The sequence below is a fragment of the Janthinobacterium sp. 1_2014MBL_MicDiv genome (genome assembly GCF_001865675.1).
Lineage (GTDB): Bacteria > Pseudomonadota > Gammaproteobacteria > Burkholderiales > Burkholderiaceae_D > Janthinobacterium.
Genome location: NZ_CP011319.1, coordinates 4,641,419 through 4,666,208, shown reverse-complemented (window position 1 = coordinate 4,666,208; position 24,790 = coordinate 4,641,419). Strand labels below are relative to the sequence as shown.

The following is a 24,790-nucleotide window of genomic DNA, read 5'->3' as shown; positions in this document are numbered from 1 at the left end:
CTGCGCCGCAACTGAGTTGTGCTACTGAAACCGGCTGACTGGTTTCTTATTTGACGACGTGCTTGCTGGTTTGCGCGACGTCGAAATCCGCTTCCGTTTGCGGGATCTGGCCAGCCTTGCGGGCGGCGTAGAACTCGGCCATGACTTGCTCGCGCGTCACGTTGCTGGCGGCGGTGGCAGGCGTTTTCGGATAATCGGCTTCGCTGGTGGCGATTTCGCCGGCGTTGCGGGCACGGATGTATTCAGCCGTGACATCGGCGCGCGTCAGTTGCTGGCCGGTGGTGGCCGGCGCGGCGCTTTGCGCGAAAGCCGAGGTGGCGGTGGTGATGGCGAATAATGCCGCGATCAGTGATTTGGCTTGCATGATAAGACTCCAATATGTGCATGATGGCTGGGTGGATGGGCCGGCTCGCCACGTACCGGTCGGTTTGACGGCACCTCGCGGTGTGGGCTTGGTGTCGTCAATGAAGCATTTCTGGGTGAGAAGCTGCTTACTTGAATTAACTATAGCAATGAATAGTACATTTGTGAAGTAATTTCTGAAAATATTTGTGCGACGCCGCATTTCCCAGGGGGAAACGGGTGGGCAGGCGTGCGCCATTGCCCGGGCCAGCGGAGTAAGCTGACTTTTTATTAACAGGAGTCAGCCATGAGCAGCAGTTCTCTGGATCCCGATCATTTGCCCGTCACTGCCGACCGCGTGCTGGGCAGCGGCCATGGCAAGGGCGCCCTCGGCCCCAGCGACAGTTCCGACAGCGGCAGCGACATGCAGGGCGTGCCAGGGCAGGACGCGGATGCGCTCGACAGCGACAGCGATGCGGCCGGCACGGGCGAGCGGGCCGGCGTCGAGCCGCAAAACACGGCGCCCGATGGCGGCGATATCGATGTCGACCATGTGGAAAGCGTGGCGCCCGTGCAGCCGGCCGACGGCAACGAGGACGATGCGGGAGCGCGGCAGGCGCCCGCGCCGCGGCCGTGATGGCTGGCCTGTGCCGCGAATTGCCGCCGCCCCGGCGCCATCAGCGTAAAATGATGGCAGGGCGGCCAGCGTGCCGCCATGGCCAGCCGGCCGGCACAGGATAGGATGTCACAGGATGCACATGCACATGTCGGAAGACAAAGAAAAAGACTTGATGTCGATGTACCGCGAGACGCGGCCCCGCGAGTTCGTTGGCGAGAAGAGCCAGACCAATCACCTGGCCTGGAGCTTGCTGGTGATCTTGCTGGCACTGGCGTTCTGGCTGGGCGTGGCCCTGACGGCCGCGGAAAACCAGCGCTATGCCCTGCAGACGGGGGTATGCCAGGATCGCGTGTTCCCGGCGGAAATCGACACGGCTTGCCTGAAACAGGTCAAGTCGCGCGACCACTGGTGGCAGCACCTCGGTCACGCGCTCGTGCACCTGGGCAGCTGAGTCTAGCGTAGCGCGCTGCGCGCCTGCCGTGGCCGTGACGGCCGTGATGACCGGGCGCGGGGGGCGGTGTTGCTGGTCGCGCGCGCTCACTGGGCGCGCCGGGCGGCAGGATGGGCTTGTCCGGTGCCTGTGAGGGCCGATGCGATGTTGCGGGAGGCGCCATGCCACGCGATAGTTCGCGCGAACAGCCGCAATGGCGGTTTGCGCGCCACAGTGCCTTGACGGCGCGCCAGCTGCTGCGCGCCTATGCCTTGCTGTGCCTGTTTTCCACGGCCATCGCCGCCGGCTTCGCGCTGCGCGGCTACTGGTATATCCCCGTCTTTTCATTTGCCGAACTGAGCCTGGTGGCCCTGGCCCTGCTGTACTACCTGCGCCATGCGCGCGATTACGAGCAGATTGCCCTGCGCGACGGCTTGCTCGTCGTCGAGCAGGTCAGCGCCGGCCGGTGCCGGCGCAGCAGCTTTGCGCCGTGGCGCGCGCGTGTTGTGGTGCCGCAGGGGCCGCGCCAGCTGATCCGCATCGGCGACGGCATGACCGAGGTCGACGTGGGCGCCCTGGCCACGCCCGAGCGGCGCCTGCAGGTCGCGCACGAGCTCTGCGCGCTGCTGCCGCGTTTGGGATCCTGATGGGGACGCTGCACGCGCCAGGCGCGCGGCGGGATGCGTGGCGGCCTTCGTCGTGGTCCTAGTCGTGGATTTATTTCGGGCCGTAAAACTGGAAGGTCTGGACCACCAGCAATTGGGCAGGGAAGCCCGTGATGGTCTTGAATTCCTTGACGCCGGTAATCTTGTAGGCGCCCGCCTGGAATGCCTCGCCTTCCTCCCAGCTGTGATCCTTCATGGCAAACTGCAACAGGCGCTTGTCGTTATAGCGGTAGCTGAAGATGGTGTAGGCGCCGACGCGGCTGGTGACGACGAAGCGTTCGTCCTGCGCGTCGGCGATGAGCAGGATGCCCGGATAGCGCCCGATGCCCGCTTCCTCGTTCTGGATTCTGAGGATCACGTCGGTAAAACTGCATTCGGCGTCGCGGATCTTGTCGCGCTGCGTGGCGATCTTCATGACCTCGTCGTAGCTCTTGTTATGCACGATCGACCAGCGCGGCGAGTCGCAATAATTGGCCGCGCGGGCGTTGGCCGCGCAGAGCAGCAGGCAGAGGGAGAGGGCGGGGAAAGCTTTCATGGGACCTTGTGGCGCTGTCTTGTGGAGCCGGCAGTGTAATGTCTGGCTGCCGCCGCCACAAGCGCCGGGCGACGGGACAGATCAGGTGGCGCGCGACGGGCCTTCCCACAGGTTGATATGGCCTTCGCGCGCCTGCACGTCGATGGCCGCCAGTTCATCGGCCGTGAACGTCAGCTGCTGCAGCGCCGCCACGTTTTCGCGGATTTGCGCGCTGCTGCTCGCGCCGATCAGGGTCGAGGTGACGCGCGCATCGCGCAGCACCCAGGCCAGCGCCATCTGCGCCAGGGTCTGGCCCCGCTGCGCGGCGATCTGGTTCAGCGCGCGCACGCGGGCCAGGTTTTCCGCGCTCAGGTGCTTCTGCATCAGCGAACCGCCGCCGGGGCGGTTGACGCGCGCATCCTGCGGCACGCCATCGAGGTATTTGTCGCTGAGCAAGCCCTGCGCCAGCGCCGTAAACGTGATGCAGCCCATGCCTTGCGCCTGCAGGGTGTCGAGCAAGCCGTCTTCCTCGATCCAGCGGTTGAGCATGTTGTAGGCCGGCTGGTGGATCAGACACGGCACCTTCCATTCTTTCAGCAGGGCTGCCGCCTCGGCCGTCTTTTGCGGGGAATACGAGGACAGGCCCACGTACAGCGCCTTGCCCTGCTGCACGGCGGTGGCCAGCGCGCCCATGGTTTCCTCCAGCGGCGTGTCGGCGTCGTAGCGGTGCGAGTAAAAGATGTCGACGTAGTCGAGGCCCAGGCGCCGCAGGCTCTGGTCCAGGCTGGCCAGCACGTATTTGCGCGAACCGCCGCCCTGGCCGTACGGGCCCGGCCACATGTCCCAGCCCGCCTTGGTGGAAATGATCAGCTCATCGCGGTAGGGCAGGAAATCGTCGCGCAGCAGCTTGCCGAAATTGCTTTCCGCGCTGCCATACGGCGGCCCGTAATTGTTGGCCAGGTCGAAATGCGTGATGCCCAGGTCGAAGGCCGTGCGCAGCATGTCGCGCTGCGAAGCCAGGCTGTTGCTGTCGCCAAAGTTGTGCCACAGGCCCAGCGACAGCAGCGGCAGTTTCAACCCGCTGCGCCCGCAGGTGCGGTATTGCATGCTGTCATAACGGTTTTCGGCGGCGTGGTAGGTCATGGCATCTCCTGGATAAATGAATCGCCTATTTTCGCGCAAAATCAAGGTGTGCGTGTGCGGCCCTTGCGCGCGGCCGGACGCGCCTTACAATAAACGTTCGGTAGTCTCGCGAGGAGTGGTCATGGAAGTCGAATTGAAATTGCTGCTGGCGCCAGACGATGCGCCCCGGCTGCGCGCGCACCCGCTGCTGGCGCAGTCGGCGCAGGGACAGGCGCAGGTGTTGCACCTGCACGATATCTATGTCGATACGCCCGACCTGCAATTGTGCCGCCACCAGGCGGGCTTGCGCGTGCGCCAGGTGGCGGGGCGCTGGCTGCAGACGCTGAAGGCGGGCGGCAGCGCCAGCGGCGGCTTGCACAGCCGCCATGAGTGGGAAGGCGAAGTCGCGGGCCCGGTACCCGATCTTGACGCCCTCGATGCGGCCATCGGCCGCAAGCAGCCGATCCGCGCGCTGCTGCGCCAGGAGGCGATCCGCGATGGCTTGCGGCCGGTCTTTACCACGCGCATCGAACGCAGCGTGTGGCAGCTGAGCACGCCGCAGGGCGACCAGATCGAATGCGTGCTCGACCAGGGCGTCATCGAGAGCGGTGCGGATGGCGCCGTGCGCAGCGTGCCCGTCAGCGAGATCGAACTGGAATTGAAAGAGGGCCAGGCATCCAGCCTGTTCGAGGTGGCGCTGGCATTGCTGCGCGAGGTGCCGCTGCAGCTGGGCCACATGAGCAAGGCGGAGCGCGGCTACCGGCTGGCCGTGGCGCAACCCTTGCACGCCGTCAAGGCCCAGCCCCTGGCGCTGGACGCGGCGATGACGGTGGAGCAGGTTTTCCTCGCCATCTGCCACAATTGCCTGGAACAGGTCAGCGGCAACCAGGATGGCGTGGCGGCGGGCGAGGATGTGGAAAGCGTGCACCAGATGCGCGTGGGGCTGCGCCGCCTGCGCTCGGCGCTGGGCATGTTCAAGGCGCTGCTGGCCCTGCCCGATACCTTGAAGACCGAGCTCGACTGGCTGGGCGGAGCCCTGGGCGAGGCGCGCGACTGGGATGTGCTGGCCGGCCATACGCTGGCGCGGCTCGATGGCGACGCGGCGGTCGATGCGGCGGCGCTGGCGCAGGCGGCGCACGAGCAGGCGCGCGTCAGTCACGCGCAGGCGGCCCAGGCCGTCACCTCGCCGCGCTACACGGCATGGATGCTGGGGCTGCAGCGCTGGCTGCAGGCACGCGACTGGCGCGCCGGCAGCTCGCCGCGCCAGTTGCAGCGGCTCGATGCGCAGGTGCCGGCCTTTGCCCGCAAGACCTTGCGCGAGGATCAGCGCCGCCTGATGAAGCGCGGCCGGCGCTTGCTGCACGCCACGCCGCAACAGCGCCACAAGGTGCGCATCGCGGCCAAGAAGACGCGCTATGCGACGGAATTCTTTGCCTCGCTGTTTGCTGCCAGCGCCGTCAAGCCATACGTGGGGCGGCTGTCCACGCTGCAGGATGAACTGGGCTGGCTCAACGATGTGCAGGTGGCGGACCGCCTGCTGCAGGAATTGCCCGATGGCCAGGCAGGCCATGCGCAATTGCGGCTGCACGCGGCCTTCATCCGCGGCTATCTGGCGGCGCGCGCGCAGGCCCAGGGCGCGGATGGCCGCATGGACAAGGCCTGGCGCCGCTTCAAGGCGATACGCTTGCCCGTGTGAGCGTGCCGGACGGCATGGGCTGGCCGGGAATCCCGCGCCCAGATGCATGCCTTCCAGATCCATGCTTTCCAGATGCATGTCTGCGCCGTTGGGGGCCCGCCAGGGCGGGCACTGGCCGTCACGCATGGCTTGCCGCCGTATCGCGTGGCTCGCCACGCATCCGCTGGACGCCCGGTCCGCGTTCCGGCCGCGTTGCCAGCAATTGCCAGCAGTTGCCGGCAAGACGATCCTACGTCAGCGGGCGTTTCAACTGGCGTTCGAGCATGGCCAGCGGCGATTTGCCTGGTTCGGCCATGGCCTTGACGGGCAGCAGCCAGGTTTGCTCCAGCGCATGCTGTCCGCGCAGGGCCGCGTGCGATACCACATCCGTAAACACGATCCAGGTCTGGCCCGGCGCGAACGCATGCATGTGCTGTTCCACCTGCGCCTGGTAAGCGAGATCGGCCTTCATGGCGTCGTGCAGCTGCAGCATGTAGTGGTCGTAGGGCGTGCGCCGCGACTTGGTGATGTGCAAGCATTGCAACAGGGCGGCGGCACCCGGCCACGGCCGCGCGGCGCTGGGCAGGAAGCGCTGCGCCACCTGCGCGAATGGCGCACCGAGTTTCCACACGCGCGGCGCGCCGTGCGGATGAATGTTGCTAAATACGCGCAGGATGCGCCTGCCTTGCGTGGGCGAGGCGGGAAAGCTGTCGACATGCAGGCGCGTGTCGTCCTTGCGCCAGGAGGTGGCGCGTCCGGCGATTTCCACGGGACGAAAACTGCTCCTGCCTTGCTGCAGATGCGGCAGGTAGGCCGGCAGCAGGCTGGCCAGCAGGGTGCGCGACTGGCGCGCATAGCGCTGCATCAGTGCCGCCAGCAGGGCCGCATCGTGTGCCGGGCCATGCCCGCGCACGCCGCGCCGCGGCTCCCAGCTGATGTTCTTGGCGCCGCCCGTCGCGCCATCGAGCAGCGCATGCTCTTCTTGCCGCAAGTCGAAGCCGAGGCCGGGCAGCCAGACGACGTGCCCGTCCTCGAGCGCCTGTTTCGTCGCAGCCTGCTGCGCGGCGGGGCAACGGGCATCCCATCGGTTGAGGGAAACGTCGACAAGTGGGCTCATGGACGCAAGACGGGGCAGGAATCGGTGGCATCAGTATACGTGCCATCCCGCCCGCCCCGTTTGCGCTAGCGCAGTGTCAGCTCACAGTTTGCTGTTCTGGCAGCCGGAGCTCACGCATTCGCGCACGCGGTCCTGCAGGAATTGCGCGCGTTCGATGGTGGTCTGGGTGGCGCAATCGAGGTTGACATAGAAACCCGATGATTCGCGTTTCGAGCACGTATTGTTACGTTTGCTTATCCATGCCAGCTGGCCCGATTTCAGGGTTTGCTTGCCGTTGGCATCGAGCTGGGCGGCGAGTTTCTTGTAGTTGGCGTTCAATTCCTTGTCCGCTTCCTGGTATACCTTGTTCAGGCAATACAGACCGTCGAAGTCGTTGCGCGGCGTATCGCAGGCCGAGTTGGCCAGGGCGGAACCGGAGGCAAGGACGAGCAGGGCGAGCATGAATTTTTTCATTGTTTTCTTTCAGCAAGTGGATGAGGCTGGAGCGGGTGGGCGAAGCGGTGCCTGCGCTTGCGCATCTTATAACATTCCTGCGTGCCGATCTTGTCCGTTTGACTAGTGTGCGCCGTCGGCATGTACTTTCTACGTGGACATAAAAAAAGCCCGCGCTCGCAAGCGCAGGCTTCTTTCCAGGACACGCTCGCGCGTGTCCGTTTTACGTTGACAGGAACGCGCTTATGCGAAGTTCTTGGCAACGAATTCCCAGTTGACCAGGCCCCAGAACGTTTCCACGTACTTGGCGCGCAGGTTGCGGTAGTCGATGTAGTAGGCGTGTTCCCACACGTCGCAGGTCAGCAGCGGCTTGTCGCCGGTGGTCAGCGGGCAGCCGGCGTTCGAGGTGTTGACGATGTCGACGGAACCGTCGGCTTTTTGCACCAGCCAGGTCCAGCCCGAACCGAAGTTGCCCACGCACGACTTGGTGAATTCTTCCTTGAACTTGTCGAACGACGACCATTTCGCGTTGATCGCGTCAGCCACGGCACCGGTAGGTGCGCCGCCGCCGGCTGGTTTCATGCCGTTCCAGTAGAAGGTGTGGTTCCACACTTGTGCCGCGTTATTGAAGATGCCGCCCGACGATTTCTTGATGATCTCTTCCAGCGACAGGTTCTCGAACTCGGTACCCTTGATCAGGTTGTTCAAGTTGGTCACATACGCCTGGTGATGCTTGGCATAGTGGTATTCCAGGGTTTCTTTCGAAATATGCGGCGCCAGAGCGTCCATTTCATATGGCAGTGGTGGCAGAGTATGTTCCATGTGATGTCCCTTTGTGGTGAGTGTTCGGAGTCGACCGGCCTGGGGCCGGAGGGTTGAGCCTTGCGTGCTTGAGTCAAGCATTCTTGCTGAACGAGCCACTATTGTAAAGCGGATGCGCCATTGCTGCAGATTCGGGCATGCATTGCCCGCGTCGCCATGCGTAGTGATTCTCGTTTAGGAAAACAATGATGGATGGGGATGCTTCAGCGCCTGCAGAAACCATCGCGAGCAAGCCCGCCAGCGGGTCGAGTCGCGCAGCTGTACGAAAAGCACGGCGAGCAACGCCGACCCGAGCGTGGGCCGCGCAGCAGGTTGATCATGGCGCAATCCTTAGCGGATGCGGCGCGTGGTTTCACGCACGATGAGTTCCAGCGGCGGAATGGCCGCCTGCACGGATTCGCCATTGATCAGCCCCAGCAGCGCCTGCGTGGCGATGCGGCCGATGTCGTACAGCGGCTGGTGGATGGTGGTCAGCGGCGGCGTCGTGTAGGACGAGCCGGGCAAGTCATCGAAGCCCACGAGCGAGATATCGTCGGGCACGCGGATGCCCTTGCGGTACAGGCACAGGCGCACGCCATAGGCGGACAGGTCGTTGGCGGCGAAGACGGCGCTGAATTGCTGCTGCGTATCGAACAAATGGTTCATGGCCAGCATGCCGCTCGCTTCGTGGAAATCGCCTTCCACCGTCAATTTCGGGTCGATGGCGATATCGGCTTCGCGCAGCGCCCGCTGGTAGCCCGTCAGGCGCTCGGCCGCATCCGTGTTGTTGGCGGGGCCGGCGACGAAGGCGATGCGGCGGTGGCCCAGTTCGATCAAGTGGCGCACGGCCAGGTAGGCGCCGTATTCATTGTCGAGCTTGAAACCGATGGCGCTCTTCGTCGCCAGCAGCCGTCCCGTCGACACGATGGGGCGCTGCTGCGAGAAGTCGAGCACGCTCTGATCCGAGATACGCCCCGACAGCAAAATGATGCCGTCGACTTTCCTCGCCAACAGCAGGCGGATGCGGTCCGCTTCTTCCAGCGCATTCCAGTGGCCGCTGACGATGACGGAAGCATAGCCCGTGTCCTTCAAGCCATCGTCGACGCCGCGCAGGCTTTCGTCGAAGAAGGGGCTGGAAATATCCTGCACCACGATGCCGATCGTCATCGAGCGGCCTTTCTTCAGCCCCTGCGCCATCTGGTTGGGCGCGAATCGCATGTGCGCGATGGCGGCCAGCACGGCGTCGCGCTTGTCGTCGGACACCTTGGCCGTGCCGTTCAGGATGCGCGAGACGGTGCTGGGCGACACGCCTGCCTGGCGGGCGACGTCGAGCAGGGTGGAGGGCGGGGCGGCGTGGGCGCTATCGGTCAAGGCGATTCCTGGGTGTCAAGATGGCTGGCTGTCAGTGCTCTGAAAACCTTTTCAGTGAAAGATTACCATAAACGGACGATCAGGCTGCAGGCCAGGGTAGGCCGGAGCAGGGCAGAGCAGGTCAGAGCAGGCCGGTGTCGGTCGGCGTAGGTCGGCGTAGGTCGGCTTAGTCCGCAGGGCGTAAGCCGACAACGCAACGCCCAAGCCCACGCCACGCCGCAGCCACGCGCCGGATCGCCTACGCAGGGCCACTCCGGCCTGCGTCTCCCTACATCTGAAAACGTTTTCACAAAAAACAACAACATCTCCGGCCGCCAACTTTCACCGCTTTTCATAGGAGAGAATGCCCGGTGCAGCCCAACTCGCCACGATGGCCTCAATAAAAATGACAACTTTTTCGGTTGACTTGATTTTCTTTGCGGTGTTAAATGGACACATGTTGTGAAAACGTTTTCAAGATAGAAGACGCTCAATAAACGGAGATGAAATACATGAAGTCAAGCATCCCTGGCGCAGGCTTCCCTGCCGCGTCCCTGCTGGCCGCGCTGACCCTAGCCGGCATGGCCAACGCCGCGGCCGTGGCTGTCCCAGTCGTCCCAGCCGCGCCTGTCTTGCCCGCGCTGGCTCCCGCCACCATTACCGTCGCCTCGTTCCCCGATCTGGACCGCGCTGTCAAGACGGCCTTGCCCCTGTGGGAAAAACTGTATCCGCAGGTGAAGGTCAAGCTGGTCAGCCTGCAGATCGACGACCACCATAATTCGATGACGACGGCGCTGGCGGCCGGCGCGCGCCTGCCCGACGTGATGGCGATCGACTTCCGTTACGTGGGCAGCTTCGCCGAATCGAAGGGCATGGAAGACTTGCTGCAGGCGCCGTACGGGGCGGGGCAGTACCGCGACCGGTTCGTGCCGTTCACCTTCGTGCAGGCCACCAGCTCGCGCGGCACCCTGGGCGCCATGCCGGCCGACCTGGGGCCGGGCACCCTGTTCTACCGCAAGGACCTGATGGACAAGGCGGGCATCAAGGAAGCCGAGCTGACGGCCTCGTGGGAGTCCTACATCGCCGCCGGCAAGAAGCTCAAGGCGGCCACCGGCACCTATCTGCTGGCCGGCGCCAGCGACCTCGCCGACATCGTCATTCGCGCCAACCTGAAGGATGGCGAAGGCATTTATTTCGGCGACAAGGGCCAGGTGCTGGTCGACTCGCCCCGCTTCGTCAAGGCGTTCGAGCTGGCGAAGGCGGCCAGGGTGGCCGGCATCGATGCGCGCACCGTGGCCTGGACGGGCGAATGGGCCGAAGGCTTCAAGCGCGACAAGGTGGCCAGCCAGATGATGGGTTCCTGGCTCAGCGGCCACCTGGCCAAATGGCTGGCGCCGGAATCGAAAGGCCAGTGGCGCGTGGCGAACCTGCCGGCCGGCGCGCTGGCGTCGTATGGCGGCTCGTTCTACGGCATCCCGAAAAAAGCCGCCAACAAGGCGCAGGCGTGGGAATTCATCAAGTTCATGACCGTCAACAAGGATATCCAGCTGCACTCGCTGAAAGAGATCGGCGCCTTCCCGGCCCTGAAGGCGGCCTATGCGGACCCCATGATGGACGAGCCGCAGGCGTATTTCGGCGGCCAGAAGACGCGATTGCTGGCGCGCGAGACGGCGGCAAAGATTCCCGTCATCCGCGTCGACAAGTTCGACGCCGTGGCGCGTGACATCGTCAACATGGAGCTGGAAAGCGTGCTGGCGCAAGACAAGGATATCAAGACGGCGCTGGCCGACGCCAAGGCCCTGATCACCCACCGCGCGCGGCGCTAGGAACCGGCATGACTCTTATTCCACATCCAACCCAATACGGAAAGCGGCCATGAGTGCGCCCTCCGCATCGCTGGCGCAAGGCGCGTCCGCCCCGGCGCGGCCGGCAAAAAGGCGCTTCGACAGGAAGAAATGGGCGCCGTATATTTTCATCAGCCCCTTCTTCATCCTGTTTGCCGTCTTCAGCCTGTTCCCGCTGCTGTTTTCCATCTATTTGTCGTTCAACCAGTGGGAAGCGGCCAGCGGCGTGGAAGCCATGCAGTGGGTGGGACTCGACAACTATAAGTACGCGTTGAGCGACCCGTGGTTCCTGCGTTCGCTGGGCAACACCGTGTGGCTGGCGCTGGCCTCGGGCGTGCCGCAGCACCTGGTGGCCATTCCGCTGGCCGCCTTCATCCACAACAGCTTCAAGCGCTCGCGCAACCTGGTGATCGGCATTTACTTCTTGCCGTTCATCACCTCCAGCGTGGCCATCGCCATGGTCTTCAACACGCTGTTTTCGCGCGACTATGGGCAGATCAATGTACTGCTTGAATGGTGCGCCAGCCTGCCGCTGGTCGGCGGCCTGTTTCCGGCGGAATCGATCGACTGGCTGGGCAGTTCGCTGTTCATCAAGCCGGCCGTCGCCTTCGTCATCTTCTGGCGCTACCTGGGCTGGAACCTGGTGCTGTACCTGTCCGCGCTACAGGTCATCCCCAAGGATCTGTACGAGGCGGCGACCATCGATGGCGCCTCGACCCGCCAGCAGTTCTGGTACATCACCCTGCCGCAGCTGCGCCCGATGATCTACCTGGCCGTCACGCTGACCATCATGGGCAATTTGCAGCTGTTCGAGGAGCCGTTCGTGCTGGTGGCCGAATCGAGCGGCGTGAGCCAGTCCGTGATGACGACGGCCATCTTCGTCTACAAGACGGCATTTTCCTCGGGCGACTTCGGCACGGCGTCGGCCATTTCCTGGCTGCTGTTCCTGATCATCGCCAGCACCACCTGGGTGAATAACCGCATCTTCAGCCGCAACGAACGCAGGGAGGCCAAATGAAAACCACACGCTGGACGGCCTACGCCATGGTGGCCATCGGCGCCCTGATCATGGTCGCGCCGTTCTACTTCATGTTCGTCTTCGCCACGCATACGAGCGCGGAAATTTACAGTCTGCCGCCGCCGCGCTGGTTCGGCACGGCCCTGCTCAATAACCTGGAACTGCTGCAGGAGCGCCTGCCGTTCTGGCGCAATATCGGCATCAGCCTGTACGTGGCCCTGATGACGACGGCCCTGACCCTGTTCTTCTGTTCTCTGGGCGGCTATGCGTTCGCCATGTACGAGTTCCGCTTCAAGCAGCCCTTGTTTACCCTGGTGATGGCGTCGATGATCATCCCGTCGTTCATGAACATGATCCCCACCTTCATGCTGATGGATTTCCTCGGCTGGCTCGACCAGCCGCGCGCCCTGTACGTGCCGGGCGCCGCCGGCGCGCTCGGTATTTTCCTCATGCGCCAGTACATCGGCACGGCCATCCCGAAGGATCTGATCGAGGCGGCGCGCATCGACGGCTGCGGCGAATTCGCCATCTACTGGCGCGTCGTGCTGCCGCTGATCGGCCCCGCCATGGGCACGCTGGGCCTGATCACCTTCATCAACTCGTGGAACAATTTCATCACCCCGCTGGTGGTCATGCGCTCGGTCGAGAACTACACGATCCCGCTGGCCCTGCGCAGCATGCAGGCACCGAACAACACGGAGTGGGGCGCGCTGATGACGGGGGCGGCGATTGCCGTGCTGCCGCTGCTGCTGATGTTCTTCGTCGCCTCGAAGCGCCTGATCGAGGGGCTTACACAGGGCGCGGTAAAAGGTTAAGCCTTTCTTTTTTAATCCATTCACACGACACCAAACACCATGCATAACGACGACACCGATATCAACTTCCCCGCCACCTTCACCTGGGGCGTGGCCACCAGCGCCTACCAGATCGAAGGCGCCGCCGCCATCGACGGCCGCGGCCCGTCCATCTGGGATACCTTCAGCCACACGGAAGGCAAGATCATCGACGGCAGCAATGGCGACGTGGCTTGCGACCATTACCACCGCTACGCCGATGACGTGGCGCTGATCGCCAAGCTGGGCGTGAACGCCTACCGTTTTTCCATGTCCTGGTCGAGGGTGCAGCCGACGGGCTCCGGCGCCTGGAACGAGGCCGGCTTCGCTTTCTACGCGCGCCTGCTCGACGCGCTGGCTGCCAAGGGCCTCGAGGCGCACCTGACGCTGTACCACTGGGACTTGCCGCAAGCCTTGCAGGACGAAGGCGGCTGGCTCAATCGCGCCACCTGCTACCACTTCGCCGCCTATGCGGCCGAGGTGGCGCGCCGCTTCGGCGACAAGGTCGCCAGCATCGCCACGCACAACGAGCCATGGTGTACGGCCGTGCTGGGCCACGGCACGGGCCAGTTTGCGCCTGGCATGGCCGACCCGGCCGCCGCCGTGCAGGTGTCGCACCATCTGCTGCTGTCGCACGGCCTGGCGATGCAGGCGATGCGCGCCGTCCATCCCTCCGCCAAACTGGGCATCGTGCTCAATCAATGGACGGCCACGCCGGCCACCGACAGCGCCCAGGACCGTGAACTGGCGGAACTCGACTATGCGCGTTCGGTGCAGTGGTATATGGACGCCATCTTCAAGGGCCGCTATCCGGCGCTGGCCCTGAAACACGTCGACGCTTCTGCTTTGTCCATCTTTGAAAACGATTTCATGGATATCCGGCAGCCCATCGATTTCCTCGGCGTGAATTACTACACGCGTGCCTACGTGAGCGCCGAGACGCCGCCGCGCAAGCCCGAGGGCAAGCTCGGTTTCAACGACATGGGCTGGGAAACCTATCCGCAGGGCTTGACGGAGCTGCTGGTGGGCCTGCACCGCGAGTACCGGCTGCCGCCCGTCTACATCACGGAAAACGGCATGGCCGTCAACGACAGGCTGCTCGACGGCAAGGTGGCGGACCAGGCGCGCATCGACTACGTGCGCCTGCACTTGGATGCCCTGCGCGCCGTGATCGCGCAGGGCATCGACGTGCGCGGCTATTTCTACTGGAGCCTGATGGACAACTTCGAGTGGAATTCGGGCTATGCCAAGCGCTTCGGCATGCTGTATGTCGACTACGCCACGCAGCAGCGCAGCTTCAAGGACAGCGCCCTGTGGTACCGCGACTTCATCGCGGCCCAGCGCGCCGCCCATGCCGCCGTGCCGGTCGGGGAGCACTGAGATGGCCGCCATTTCCCTGCGCGGCATCCGCAAGACCTACGGCGACGGCCCGGAAATCGTCAAGGGCCTCGACCTCGACATCCATGACGGCGAATTCATGGTCTTCGTCGGGCCGTCCGGCTGCGGCAAGTCGACCCTGCTGCGCATGATCGCGGGACTGGAAGACATCAGCGCGGGCCAGCTGCGCATCGGCGACCTGCTGGCCAACGACGTGGCGCCGGCCGAGCGGGGCATCGCCATGGTTTTCCAGAGCTACGCGCTGTACCCGCACATGACGGCGCGCGAGAACATGGGCTTTGCCCTGAAACTGGCGGGCAAACCGGAGGCCGAGGTGCGGGCCGCCGTGGGCAAGGTGGCCGAGATTTTGCAGATCACGCATCTGCTCGAGCGCAAGCCCAAGGCCTTGTCCGGCGGCGAGCGCCAGCGCGTGGCCATCGGCCGCGCCATCGTGCGCCAGCCCAAGGTGTTCCTGTTCGACGAGCCGCTGTCCAACCTCGACGCCTCGCTGCGCGTGCAGACGCGCATCGAGCTGGCCAAGCTGCACCAGGAGCTGGGCACGACCATGATCTACGTCACGCACGACCAGGTCGAGGCCATGACCCTTGGCGACCGCGTCGCCGTCTTCCATGGCGGCCACCTGGAGCAGGTGGGGGCGCCTTTGGACCTGTACCGCCATCCGGCCAGCCAGTTCGTCGCCGGCTTCATCGGCGCGCTGCGCATGAATTTCCTGCCGTGCGCCGCCGTGCCGGCCCTGGCCAGCCAGCTTGGCGGCGAGGCGGGCATGCTGGTCGGCATCCGCCCCGAGCACCTGCGCCTGGTGCCGCGCGAGGAAGGCTATGGCGCCAGCGTCACCCTGATCGAGCAGCTGGGCGACGCGCAGATCATCCACGCCATGCTCGACGGCGCCGTCAATGGCGGCCAGCACGCGGTGGCCATCAAGCTGCATGGGGAGACGCGCCACGCGCTGGCCCCGGGCAGCGCCATCGGCTTCGCGCCGGAGGAGGGCCATGCCTTTTTGTTCGACACGGGCGGGCGCGCCGTGGCCACCCATTGACCCGCACGGAGGCCCCATGACGCGAGCTTGACACCCAAGAAATGTGCAGCAGTAGCCAAAGAGCTATGTGATCATCATTCAACCAGTGGTAGAGGAGACAATAACAATGAAGCCGTTCAAGAGAAACACCATTGCATACAGCCTGGCGCATGCGACGTTCGCCCAGTTCATCCTGCTGGGCGGCGGCGCCGCGCTGGCGCAGCAAGCCGATACGGCTCCGGCGGCCATCAATACGGCACAACCCGCGGCCGAGCAGATGGAGCGCATCGTCGTCACGGCCACGCGCCGCAACACCTTCGTGCAGGAGACGCCGCTGGCCGTCACCGCCTTCAACCAGGACACCCTGCAAAACAACCAGGTGAAGGACCTGGCCTCGCTGGCCACCATGGTGCCCAGCCTCGTCGTCGAGCAGCATGGCGACTCGGGCGGCGTGCACGTCTACATGCGCGGCGTGGGTTCGGCCAACCACACGGAGCTGGGCGACCCGGCCGTCGCCTTTTATGTCGATGGCGTGTATTCGCCGCGTCCCCAGGGCGCCACGGCGCTGATGTATGACCTGTCGCATGTCGAGGTGGCGCGCGGGCCGCAGGGCACGCTGAACGGCCGCAATTCCACGGCCGGCGCCGTCAACCTGGTGTCGGCCGCGCCCAGCACGGCCAAGTTCATGGGCTCGGCCGGCATCACCGTGGGCGACTACCGCCACCTGCAGACGCAGGGCATGCTCAATATCCCGTTTTCCGACGACGTGGCGCTGCGCATCGCCGCCATCAAGGATAGCCACGACGGCACGGTGGACTTCCGCCGCGGTTCGAACGTCATGCCGGGCACGGCCAAGTATGGCGCCGGCGACCAGATGGGCGTGCGCGCCTCGCTGTTGTGGAAGTTCACGCCGCAGCTGCGCGGCACCTTCATCGCCGACTACTTCCTCGACCAGGGCGCCGGCAACGTCTACCTGGCGGCCGAACCGAAAGCGGGCGAGAAGCTGCGCTCGGCCCTGATCGACACGCCGGGCACACTGGACCAGTCCATCCTCACCTACAAGGGCAAGCTCAATTACAAGCCGACGGATGCGCTGGACTTCACTTACCTGGGCAGCTGGAGCCGCTACAAGCGCCAGAACAGCAACGATGCGGACGCGGGCCTGTTCCCCGGCTTCAAGTCGGAAAACCGCACGGACTGGGCGCAGTTCGACAGCTATTCGCATGAGCTGCAGGCGCGCTCGGACGACGACGCGCCGTTCCAGTGGGTGGCGGGCGTGTTCCTCTTCAATGAAAAGAACAAGGTGCGCTTCGATATCGACCGCAGCCAGATTTCGCAGGCGGCCGTACAGCAGGATATCGCCAACGGCGCCGTGATCTTCGTCCAGCCGACCGTGGGCCAGTACGCTTCGGCCATGTCCTTCATCCAGGGCAACCGCCAGCTGAAGTCGAAAGCCGTGTTCGGCCAGGTCAGCCAGCAGGTGACGGAGCAGATCAAGCTGACGGCCGGCGCGCGCTACACGAAAGACCACAAGTTCGACATCGGTGGCCAGAACTGGGCCTGCCCGAACTGGCCGGCCAACACGCCGCTGGGCACCACCGTGCTCACGCCCGGCCAGCTGGCGCAGCTGGTCACGCCCGGCACGGGCCTGGCCAACACGCACAATATCGGGCCCGGTGGCGCCATCACGGCGGCCACCTGCGGCAATACGCCGGGCGACAATACGGCCGACCTGAAATATGGCCAGGCTACCTGGCTGGGCCGCATCGAGTACAAGCTGCGCCCGGACATTCTGCTGTTCGGTTCCGTGACGACGGGTTTCCACTCGCCGGCCATGGGCGATGGCGGCGAGACCACCAAGCCGGAAAAGCTGACCAGCTATGAAATCGGCTTCAAGTCCGACCTGCTGAACCGCGAACTGACCCTGAACCTCGACGCCTTCCTGATGAAGTACAAGGACAAGCTCGAGTCGCAGGTGGTCAACAGCGTGCTGGCCAACTTCAACGCGGCCGGCGCCACCGTCAAGGGGCTGGAAGCGGAATGGGTGTGGCGGCCGACGAAGGTGGACCGCCTGACGGGCAACGCCACCTGGTTGAAAGCCGTGTACGACGATTTCCTCTCGTGCGACGTGGATGCGGCGCGCGCCAACGGCCAGTCTTGCGGCTCGACGGCGCCACTGGTGAACGTGGGCGGCAGCACCATGAAGCACGCGCCGAAGTTTTCCACCACGGTGCAGTACGAACGCGATTTTGCCGTCGCCGGCGGACAGCTGACGCCGCGCGCCTCCGTGCACTATGAAACCATGTCGTATGTGGGGGCGGGCGCCTTCAACGCGGATGTGCCGGGCCATGCCGGCGTCAAGCGCCAGGAAGCCTACACGACGCTGGACCTGAGCCTGCGCTTCCAGCCGGCCAACAAGGCCTATACGGTGGAAGCGTTCGTGCAGAACGCCACCGACAAGGCGGTCAAGCTGGACGTCAATGAAATCTGCACGGACGTGGGCATGCCATGCCAGCCGACGCAGCAGATCTACGGCGCCTTCTACAACGCGCCGCGCACGGTTGGCGCGCGCGTGTCGATGAAGTTCTGATGGCGTAGTGTGAAACGGCAATAGATGTAGCAGTAGCGGTTCACTCAGTAGGGCAGGTGTTGGGCCGGGGAGCTTCCCCGGCCTTTTTTACTCCAACGTCGCCTGTACGCTGGCGATGCCGATCTGCGCGCTGCCGTCGGCCAGGCGCACGTTGACGTTCTGGCGCGCCTGCAGTTGCGCCGGCGAGCGCACGATGGCGCCTTTTTCGTCGCGCAGGATGGCGTAGCCGCGTTCCAGCGTGCGCTGCGGGTTCAATAGCTCCAGCTGCGCCGCCAGGCCATCGAGGCGGTGGCGCTGCCGGCTCACCTGCTGCGCCATGGCTGCGCCGCCGCGGCGCTGCGCTTCGAGCAGGCGCGCGCGCGGCACGCCGACGTCGGGGCGCAAGGCCGTCCAGCGGCTGCGCAGGCGTTCGAGCGCGTACTGCGCCTGGTTCACGGGCGCGCGCGCGGCATGCGTCATGGCCGTCGACAGGGCCAGCAGCTGCAAGCGTTGCTGGCGCAACTGGGCTGTCGGGTTGAGCAGGCGGCGGCTGTGGCGGTCCAGCGTCTGCGCCGCGTCGTCGAGGCTGCGGCGCATGGCGCGCCGCAGGTCGGTGGCGTCGGCACGCAAGGATGCCAGCCAGTCGGCGCGCGGCGTGGCCGCCAGTTCGGCCGCCGCCGTCGGCGTGGCCGCGCGCAGGTCGGCCGCGAAGTCGGCGATGGTGAAATCCGTCTCGTGACCCACGCCGCTGATCACGGGCATGGAACAGTCGGCGATCGCATGGGCCACGCCTTCATCGTTGAACGACCACAAATCCTCGATGCTGCCGCCGCCACGGCATACCAGCAGCACGTCGCACTCGGCCCTTGCCGATGCCGTGCGGATGGCCAGCGCGATCTTTTCCGGCGCCTGCTGGCCCTGTACGGGCGTGGGGTACAGAACGATGTTGACGTGCGGCGCGCGGCGCTTGAGCGCGATCAGCACGTCGCGCAGGGCGGCCGCCTGCGGGCTGGTGACGATGCCGATCGTGCGCGCGAACATGGGAATGGCGCGCTTGCGTTCGGGGTCGAACAGGCCCTGCGCCGCCAGCTTTTCCTTCAGGCGCTGGAATGCTTCATACAGGGCGCCCACGCCGGCGCGGCGGATGGCTTCCACATTGATCTGGTAATCGCCGCGCGCGCCGTACAGGGTGACCAGGGCGCGCACCTCGACCTTGTCGCCTTCGCGCGGCGTGAAGCCGGCAAACTGGGCGCGGCCGCGGAACATCACGGCGCGCACCTGCGCGCCATCGTCCTTCAGCGTGAAATACCAGTGGCCGGAAGCGGCGCGCGTGAAGTTGGAAATCTCGCCGGCGATCCAGGTCAGGGGAAACGAGCGCTCGAGCAGGCGCGCGACGGCCTGGTTCAGGGCGCTGACGGTCAGCACGGGCGGGGCGGCAAAGCCGCTGTCGGTCGGAGTGTCGTTCATCATCAGGCAGGGTGAGAGAGGGAAGCTGTCCACATATTATCGGCGAGGTCATGCTTATGTCATATATCGTGCAAAACAACAAGTTCTATTTCTAAGTAATTGATTTCATGATGAATTCCCGCATGCCTGATTTGCGTGCACAGGGAAAAAAACCTTTAATATCAAGCACATCAGTAATGCCCGTGCCACTTACGCACAAAGTTATCCACAGAAAGTGTGCGGAACTTTTTGACCTGGACAACTGAGGCAGGGCTGCACGGACAGATGCGTGAAATATGCCAGAAAAATGCCCTGCCACATTTTTACGCATGGAAATAAAGTCTATAGGAATCAATCGCTTAGTATGCCATGCATGGCCTTGCGCACAATCTTATCCACAAAAAATGTGCAGAACTCGGGCGCGCCGTCCGGATTATCCACCGCCAGCCCTATTGCAAGGCTTGCCTTATTTTTACGCAGAATAAAAATATCCATATAAATCAAGGAACTAGGATGGAGGTGTGCGCCTTGCTCACAATCTTATCCACAGAATGTGTGTAAAACTGGCTAAATCGTTTCGCGCCATTGCGGGGTTTTCCACCGCCGCGCCATGCTCCATGGCTGCCTTATTTTTGAGCATTGAAAAAAATCCGTTTAAAATCAAGGGTCTTGCATGGAGTCAATCCGCTTGCTCACAATCTTATCCACACTTTATGTGCGGAACTGCGACGGCGGTGGAAAACGGCTATTTTTTGCCCGATTCAGGCTGGAAAAAACGCCCTTTTTCTTCCTTGCCACATTTTTACGCAGGGAGATAAAAACGATATAAATCAATGTACTTAGCGTCTATCCTTGCGCTTGCGCACAATCTTGTCCACAGATTATGTGCAGAACTTTTCCTACCTGTGGGGCCAGCATCGTGCACCGCCTGCTACATTTTTACTCATTGAAATAATATCCTTTTAAATCAATGTCTTATATGTTTTCCTTGGCTTTGCGCACAATCTTGTCCACAGTAAATGTGCAGAACTTTTCGATTCTTGATTATCTGACATTGACTATGCCCGCTTAGCTGCTATGCCTGTATTTTGCGCAGCCTGATAATCTTCATGTAAATCAATGACTTACATGCTGGACTTCATGCTTGCTCACAATCTTGTCCACAGATTGTGTGCAAAACTGTGCTGCCGCAAGCACGCTGCCACCCGCTGTGGACAAGCGCGAGTGCCGTTGCCGCGCAGGCGCCCCTTGCCGCCGGCGCGGCAACGCGCTACATTGCGCCATTCCTTCGCCCGCGCATATGCTGCGTGGACGGCCGGTGCAATACAATACAGGCTGTTTGCCGGCGCCCGAGCGCCTGCCACTCACGACTATGCCTAACTAACAGGAGTTTCTTTTGCTCGCTATCTTCCAGGCCGCTGGCTGGCCCATCTGGCTGTTACTGATCGCTTCCATCGTGGCCATGGCCTTGATCGTCGAGCGCCTGCTGTATTTGCGGCGCGGCAAGATACTGCCCCGCAAGCTGTTCGATGAAGTGGTGCAGGTATATCGCAATGGCAAGATCACGCCGGATACGGTGGCCAAGCTGGAAGACAATTCGCCGCTGGGCGTGGTGCTGGCCGCCGCCCTGCGCAACGTCGACGCGCCGCGCGACGTGATGAAGGAGTCGATCGAGGAGGCCGGCAGCGGCGTGGCCCACGTGCTGGAGCGCTACCTGACGACGCTGGGCACCATCGCCACCCTGGCCCCGCTGATGGGCCTGTTTGGCACGGTGGTCGGCATGATCGAGATCTTCGGCTCGCAGAATGCCAGCGGCTCGAACCCGGCCCAGCTGGCGCACGGCATCTCGGTGGCCCTGTACAACACGGGTTTCGGCCTGGCCATCGCCATGCCGACCCTGGTCTTCTACCGCCATTTCCGCGCCCTCGTCGACAGCTTCGTCATTGACATGGAGCAGCAAGCGGTCAAGTTCGTCGATATCGTCCATAGTGGCCGCAAATGAACTTCCGCAAAGGCAAGGGGCGTGAAGACCCCGAAATCAACCTGATCCCGTTCATCGACGTGCTGCTGGTGATCCTGATCTTCCTCATGGTCAGCACCACCTACAGCAAATTCACGGAGCTGCAGATCACCTTGCCGACGGCCGACGCCGAGCAAGCCAGGGACAAGCCGCAGCAGATCGACGTCACCATCGACGCCAAGGGCAATTACACGGTCAACCGCGAACCCGTCTCGTTCCGCGACGTGGCCGGCCTGGCCGACGCCTTGCAGGATGCGGCGAAGGCGGCCAACGGCGGCAAGGCGCCGGCGCAGACGCCCGTGGTGGTGGTCAATGCCGACCAGTTCGCGATGCACCAGATGGTCATCCACGTCATGGAAGCGGCGCGCCTGGCCGGCTATGAAAAGCTGACGTTTGCGGCGCAGGCCGGCGGCAGCAAGTAAGTTAGACCGTAGGTCGGCTTAGCCGGCACGGCGTAAGCCGACAACGCCAATAGCCGAGCATGTCGGATTACGCTGCGCCTGGGCGGCGCCGCTAATCCGACCTACATCACTTTTACGTTTTTCCCCATGCCCACATCCTCCCCCGCCAAGCTTGAAACCACTCTCACCCGCGCCTGGCTGACGCGCGGCCCGCTGGCGTGCGCGCTCTGGCCCGTGTCGCTGCTGTTCGGCGCCTTGAGCAGCGTCAGGCGCGCCCTGTACCGGGCCGGCATCCTGAAATCCCAGCGCCTGCCGGTCCCCGTCGTCGTCGTTGGCAATATTTTCATAGGCGGCACCGGCAAGACGCCGTTGACGATCTGGCTGGTGCAAGCCTTGCGCGACGCCGGCCTGCGCCCAGGCGTCATTTCGCGCGGCCATGGCAGCGCCGACCGCCTGCCGCGCGCCGTCACGGCGACCTCCACGCCGCAGCAGGTGGGCGACGAGCCGCTGCTGATCTTCCAGCGCGGCGGCTGCCCCGTGATGGTGGGGCGCGACCGCGCGCAAGCGGGCAGGGCGCTGCTGGCCGCGCATCCCGAGGTCGACGTGCTGGTGACGGACGACGGCTTGCAGCATTACGCCTTGCGGCGCGACGTGGAAATCGTGCTGTTCGACGGCCGCGGCGCCGGCAATGGCTGGCTGCTGCCGGCGGGGCCCTTGCGCGAATCGCCGCGCCGCCGCCGCGACGTGACGGTGATCAACGCGCCCGAGCTGGCGCCGGCACTGGTGGCGCAGGTGGCGCCCAAGGGGTCCCTGGTGGTGCAGATGCTGCTGGCCGGTGGCGTCGCCGAGCGCCTGCTCGACCGCAGCGAGCGCATGGCGCTTGGCGAGCTGGCGGCCAGCGGCCAGCGCATCGTGGCGGCAGCCGGCATCGGCAATCCGCAGCGCTTTTTCAGCATGCTGCGCGCGCAGGGATTGCGCTTTGCGGAACTGCCCTTGCCCGACCATCACGATTTCCTCGACCAGCCATTTGCCGCCCTCGACACGGACGTGATCTTGATCACCGAGAAGGATGCAGTAAAATGTGCGCAAATTGAACATCTCAAAGACGACCCGAGACTGTGGGTTGTCCCGGTCAGTGCGCGCATCGATAGCGCGCTGGCCCAACAAATTGTGGAGAAATGTCGTGGACGCTCGACTGCTTGATATCCTGGTCTGCCCTGTTTGCAAGGGCCCGCTTGAACACGATAAGAAGGCGCAGGAACTGATTTGCCGCGCCGACCGCCTGGCCTATCCTATCCGCGATGGCATCCCCATCATGTGGGCGGACGAAGCGCGCACCCTGCAAGACGCAGTGGAATAACGATGGCGTTCATCGTCATCATCCCGGCCCGCCTGGCCTCGACGCGCCTGCCCAACAAGCCGCTGGCCGACCTGGGCGGCAAGCCCATGGTGGTGCGCGTGGCCGAGCAGGCCGCCTTGTCGGGCGCCGCGCGCGTCATCGTCGCCACCGACCATGACACCATCCGCGACGCCTGCGCCGCGCATGGCGTGGAAGTGTGCATGACGCGCGCCGACCATCCCTCGGGCACCGACCGCATCGCCGAAGTGGCGCGCACGCTCGACCTGCCGCTGGATGCCGTCGTCGTCAACCTGCAGGGCGACGAACCGCTGATCGACCCGGCCTTGCTGGCCGCCTGCGCGGCGCAGATCAGCGCTGCCGTGCCGATGGCCACGTGCGCCCATCCGCTGCACGAGGTGGCCGACGCGTTCAATCCGAACGTGGTGAAGGTGGTGCTGGACAAGCATGGCCGCGCGCTGTATTTTTCGCGCGCGACGATTCCCTGGCACCGCGACGGCTACGCGCAGTCGAAAGACCGCCTGCCGGCCGGCTATGTGCCGCTGCGCCATATCGGCCTGTACGCGTACAGCAATGCATTCCTGCAGACCTATCCCGGTCTGTCCGCCTCGCCGCTGGAAGCGATCGAGGCGCTGGAGCAGCTGCGCGTGCTGTGGCATGGCTATGCCATCGCCGTGCACGTGACGGACTCCGCTCCGGCCGCCGGCGTCGATACGCCGGAAGATCTGGCCAGAGTGCAGGCGCATTACCGCCACGCCACCTGAGAAAACGTCCATGGCGGTGTTGTCCCGCCGCGCCGTCCATGCGGCGGGACGCCTCTCCCTGAAGGTTTTTCAGACGCCGTGCCCGTGCCGGAAAAATTTTATGCGGGGCCTGCCATAAAAAACCACATTTTGAAACACCTGCTTCGCTAATTGCTGGCTTTGATCAATCAGGACATAGCAATTCGACAGCAAACTGGCGTTCCGGGGATTTTTTGTGGTAAGTTTCGTAGGGAAAGATAGCCATAGCAACACCATCTAAAAAAAATTACACATACCACCATCCAAAATCTGTTTTTTAGGAACTTTCAATGCGTCTGATACTTTTAGGAGCACCCGGTGCCGGCAAGGGCACCCAAGCTAACTTCATCAAAGAAAAATACAATATTCCACAAATCTCCACGGGCGACATGCTGCGCGCGGCGATCAAGGAAGGCACGGAACTGGGCCTGGCAGCGAAAAAAGTCATGGATGCGGGCGGCCTCGTGTCGGACGACATCATGATCGGCCTGGTCAAGAACCGCCTGCAGGAAGCCGATTGCGCCAATGGCTACCTGTTCGACGGCTTCCCGCGCACCATTGCGCAAGCGGACGCCATGAAGGACGCCGGCATCAATGTCGACTACGTGCTGGAAATCGACGTGCCTGACGCTTCGATCATCGAGCGCATGGACGGCCGCCGCAGCCACCCGGGTTCGGGCCGCGTCTATCACGTCAAGTTCAACCCGCCCAAGGTCGACGGCGTCGATGACATCACCGGCGAGCCGCTGATCCAGCGCGACGACGACAAGGCCGAAACGGTCAAGAAGCGCCTGGACGTGTACCACAACCAGACCAAGGTCCTGCTCGGCTACTACAATGACTGGGCCAAGTCCGGCCTGCCAGGCGCACCGAAATACCGCCGCATCGCCGGCGTCGGTCCGGTCGAGCAAATCCGCGACAGCGCATTTGCCGCCCTGGCGGAATAAGCAATTTTGAAAAGCGGACCTGAGTGTCCGCTTTTTTTGTGCCCGCTTTTCACCCGCGGCGCCATTTCGTTTCGTTTCTGGTTTCTATTTAGC

At 63.8% G+C, this 24,790-nt stretch carries 26 protein-coding genes; 17 read left to right on the top strand and 9 right to left on the bottom strand.

The window, feature by feature from the left end:
• Positions 1 to 46: 46 nt before the first annotated feature.
• Positions 47 to 364 carry a DUF4148 domain-containing protein gene (locus YQ44_RS29380; RefSeq protein WP_071324886.1) on the bottom strand — a complete coding sequence of 106 codons (318 nt, stop codon included), beginning with the start codon at positions 362 to 364 and terminating at the stop codon, positions 47 to 49.
• Positions 365 to 649: 285 nt separating this feature from the next.
• Between YQ44_RS29380 and YQ44_RS20065 the strand changes: the two genes are divergently transcribed.
• From YQ44_RS20065 to YQ44_RS20055, 3 genes are all read left to right on the top strand, one after another.
• Positions 650 to 979, top strand: a complete 330-nt coding sequence (locus YQ44_RS20065) for a hypothetical protein (RefSeq protein ID WP_071324885.1) — start codon at positions 650 to 652, stop codon at positions 977 to 979.
• A gap of 127 nt (positions 980 to 1,106) precedes the next feature.
• Positions 1,107 to 1,412, top strand: coding sequence for a hypothetical protein (locus tag YQ44_RS20060; RefSeq protein ID WP_071326642.1), 306 nt, complete (start codon positions 1,107 to 1,109; stop codon positions 1,410 to 1,412).
• 161 nt (positions 1,413 to 1,573) lie between these two features.
• Positions 1,574 to 2,038: a DUF2244 domain-containing protein gene (locus YQ44_RS20055; protein ID WP_071324884.1), complete on the top strand. Its 465-nt coding sequence runs from the start codon at positions 1,574 to 1,576 to the stop codon at positions 2,036 to 2,038.
• A gap of 70 nt (positions 2,039 to 2,108) precedes the next feature.
• Here YQ44_RS20055 and YQ44_RS20050 read toward each other — a convergent pair whose 3' ends face one another.
• Together YQ44_RS20050 and mgrA are read right to left on the bottom strand one after the other, a co-directional pair.
• On the bottom strand, positions 2,109 to 2,591 hold the full coding sequence (locus YQ44_RS20050; protein ID WP_071324883.1) for a hypothetical protein: 483 nt from the start codon (positions 2,589 to 2,591) through the stop codon (positions 2,109 to 2,111).
• Positions 2,592 to 2,672: 81 nt separating this feature from the next.
• Positions 2,673 to 3,713, bottom strand: a complete 1,041-nt coding sequence (mgrA, locus tag YQ44_RS20045; protein ID WP_071324882.1) for an L-glyceraldehyde 3-phosphate reductase — start codon at positions 3,711 to 3,713, stop codon at positions 2,673 to 2,675.
• 121 nt (positions 3,714 to 3,834) lie between these two features.
• Here mgrA and YQ44_RS20040 point away from each other — a divergent pair, with 121 nt between their 5' ends.
• Entirely contained in the window at positions 3,835 to 5,388 is a 1,554-nt protein-coding gene (locus tag YQ44_RS20040) for a CYTH and CHAD domain-containing protein (protein WP_071324881.1), read from the top strand.
• A 229-nt stretch (positions 5,389 to 5,617) separates the two neighbouring features.
• Here YQ44_RS20040 and YQ44_RS20035 read toward each other — a convergent pair whose 3' ends face one another.
• From YQ44_RS20035 to YQ44_RS20020, 4 genes are all read right to left on the bottom strand, one after another.
• Complete coding sequence (locus tag YQ44_RS20035; RefSeq protein WP_071324880.1) at positions 5,618 to 6,484, bottom strand: Kdo hydroxylase family protein; 867 nt, start codon at positions 6,482 to 6,484, stop codon at positions 5,618 to 5,620.
• A gap of 81 nt (positions 6,485 to 6,565) precedes the next feature.
• Complete coding sequence (locus YQ44_RS20030) at positions 6,566 to 6,937, bottom strand: lysozyme inhibitor LprI family protein (RefSeq protein WP_071324879.1); 372 nt, start codon at positions 6,935 to 6,937, stop codon at positions 6,566 to 6,568.
• A 222-nt stretch (positions 6,938 to 7,159) separates the two neighbouring features.
• A complete protein-coding gene (sodB, locus tag YQ44_RS20025; RefSeq protein WP_071078930.1) occupies positions 7,160 to 7,738 on the bottom strand; it encodes a superoxide dismutase [Fe] in 579 nt (192 codons plus the stop codon).
• A gap of 330 nt (positions 7,739 to 8,068) precedes the next feature.
• The gene (locus YQ44_RS20020; protein ID WP_071324878.1) at positions 8,069 to 9,088 is read right to left on the bottom strand and encodes a LacI family DNA-binding transcriptional regulator; all 1,020 of its coding nucleotides are present in this window, start codon (positions 9,086 to 9,088) and stop codon (positions 8,069 to 8,071) included.
• A gap of 491 nt (positions 9,089 to 9,579) precedes the next feature.
• Between YQ44_RS20020 and YQ44_RS20015 the strand changes: the two genes are divergently transcribed.
• The 6 genes from YQ44_RS20015 to YQ44_RS19990 all read left to right on the top strand — a co-directional run bounded on the left by YQ44_RS20015 (position 9,580) and on the right by YQ44_RS19990 (position 17,765).
• Positions 9,580 to 10,893: an extracellular solute-binding protein gene (locus YQ44_RS20015; RefSeq protein ID WP_198043774.1), complete on the top strand. Its 1,314-nt coding sequence runs from the start codon at positions 9,580 to 9,582 to the stop codon at positions 10,891 to 10,893.
• 49 nt (positions 10,894 to 10,942) lie between these two features.
• Positions 10,943 to 11,929, top strand: coding sequence for a carbohydrate ABC transporter permease (locus tag YQ44_RS20010; RefSeq protein WP_071324877.1), 987 nt, complete (start codon positions 10,943 to 10,945; stop codon positions 11,927 to 11,929).
• Positions 11,926 to 12,744 (top strand): carbohydrate ABC transporter permease, encoded by an 819-nt coding sequence (locus YQ44_RS20005; protein ID WP_071324876.1) that lies wholly within the window; start codon positions 11,926 to 11,928, stop codon positions 12,742 to 12,744. Before YQ44_RS20010 ends, YQ44_RS20005 begins: the two co-directional genes overlap by 4 nt.
• Before the next feature lie 39 nt (positions 12,745 to 12,783).
• Positions 12,784 to 14,142: a GH1 family beta-glucosidase gene (locus tag YQ44_RS20000; RefSeq protein WP_071324875.1), complete on the top strand. Its 1,359-nt coding sequence runs from the start codon at positions 12,784 to 12,786 to the stop codon at positions 14,140 to 14,142.
• 1 nt (position 14,143) lies between these two features.
• Positions 14,144 to 15,196: an ABC transporter ATP-binding protein gene (locus YQ44_RS19995; RefSeq protein ID WP_071324874.1), complete on the top strand. Its 1,053-nt coding sequence runs from the start codon at positions 14,144 to 14,146 to the stop codon at positions 15,194 to 15,196.
• A gap of 106 nt (positions 15,197 to 15,302) precedes the next feature.
• On the top strand, positions 15,303 to 17,765 hold the full coding sequence (locus YQ44_RS19990; RefSeq protein WP_071324873.1) for a TonB-dependent receptor: 2,463 nt from the start codon (positions 15,303 to 15,305) through the stop codon (positions 17,763 to 17,765).
• Between the two features lie 87 nt (positions 17,766 to 17,852).
• Here YQ44_RS19990 and xseA read toward each other — a convergent pair whose 3' ends face one another.
• Together xseA and YQ44_RS29115 are read right to left on the bottom strand one after the other, a co-directional pair.
• The gene (gene xseA / locus YQ44_RS19985) at positions 17,853 to 19,214 is read right to left on the bottom strand and encodes an exodeoxyribonuclease VII large subunit (protein WP_071324872.1); all 1,362 of its coding nucleotides are present in this window, start codon (positions 19,212 to 19,214) and stop codon (positions 17,853 to 17,855) included.
• Positions 19,215 to 19,541: 327 nt separating this feature from the next.
• Positions 19,542 to 19,685 carry a hypothetical protein gene (locus YQ44_RS29115; RefSeq protein WP_156894922.1) on the bottom strand — a complete coding sequence of 48 codons (144 nt, stop codon included), beginning with the start codon at positions 19,683 to 19,685 and terminating at the stop codon, positions 19,542 to 19,544.
• A 26-nt stretch (positions 19,686 to 19,711) separates the two neighbouring features.
• On the opposite strand from YQ44_RS29115, the gene YQ44_RS29110 reads away from it, so the two are divergent.
• The 7 genes from YQ44_RS29110 (at position 19,712) to adk (ending at position 24,697) form a co-directional block, all read left to right on the top strand.
• On the top strand, positions 19,712 to 20,008 hold the full coding sequence (locus YQ44_RS29110; RefSeq protein ID WP_156894921.1) for a hypothetical protein: 297 nt from the start codon (positions 19,712 to 19,714) through the stop codon (positions 20,006 to 20,008).
• Positions 20,009 to 20,586: 578 nt separating this feature from the next.
• Positions 20,587 to 21,192 carry a MotA/TolQ/ExbB proton channel family protein gene (locus YQ44_RS19980; protein WP_071324871.1) on the top strand — a complete coding sequence of 202 codons (606 nt, stop codon included), beginning with the start codon at positions 20,587 to 20,589 and terminating at the stop codon, positions 21,190 to 21,192.
• Positions 21,189 to 21,632: an ExbD/TolR family protein gene (locus tag YQ44_RS19975; RefSeq protein ID WP_071324870.1), complete on the top strand. Its 444-nt coding sequence runs from the start codon at positions 21,189 to 21,191 to the stop codon at positions 21,630 to 21,632. The genes YQ44_RS19980 and YQ44_RS19975 overlap by 4 nt, the downstream gene beginning before the upstream one ends.
• A gap of 126 nt (positions 21,633 to 21,758) precedes the next feature.
• Positions 21,759 to 22,814 (top strand): tetraacyldisaccharide 4'-kinase, encoded by a 1,056-nt coding sequence (lpxK, locus tag YQ44_RS19970; protein WP_071324869.1) that lies wholly within the window; start codon positions 21,759 to 21,761, stop codon positions 22,812 to 22,814.
• Positions 22,795 to 22,971: a Trm112 family protein gene (locus YQ44_RS28385; RefSeq protein ID WP_010395789.1), complete on the top strand. Its 177-nt coding sequence runs from the start codon at positions 22,795 to 22,797 to the stop codon at positions 22,969 to 22,971. The genes lpxK and YQ44_RS28385 overlap by 20 nt, the downstream gene beginning before the upstream one ends.
• 2 nt (positions 22,972 to 22,973) lie before the next feature.
• Positions 22,974 to 23,732 carry a 3-deoxy-manno-octulosonate cytidylyltransferase gene (kdsB, locus tag YQ44_RS19965; RefSeq protein ID WP_071324868.1) on the top strand — a complete coding sequence of 253 codons (759 nt, stop codon included), beginning with the start codon at positions 22,974 to 22,976 and terminating at the stop codon, positions 23,730 to 23,732.
• Positions 23,733 to 24,040: 308 nt separating this feature from the next.
• On the top strand, positions 24,041 to 24,697 hold the full coding sequence (adk, locus tag YQ44_RS19960; protein ID WP_071078917.1) for an adenylate kinase: 657 nt from the start codon (positions 24,041 to 24,043) through the stop codon (positions 24,695 to 24,697).
• Positions 24,698 to 24,790 lie beyond the last annotated feature (93 nt).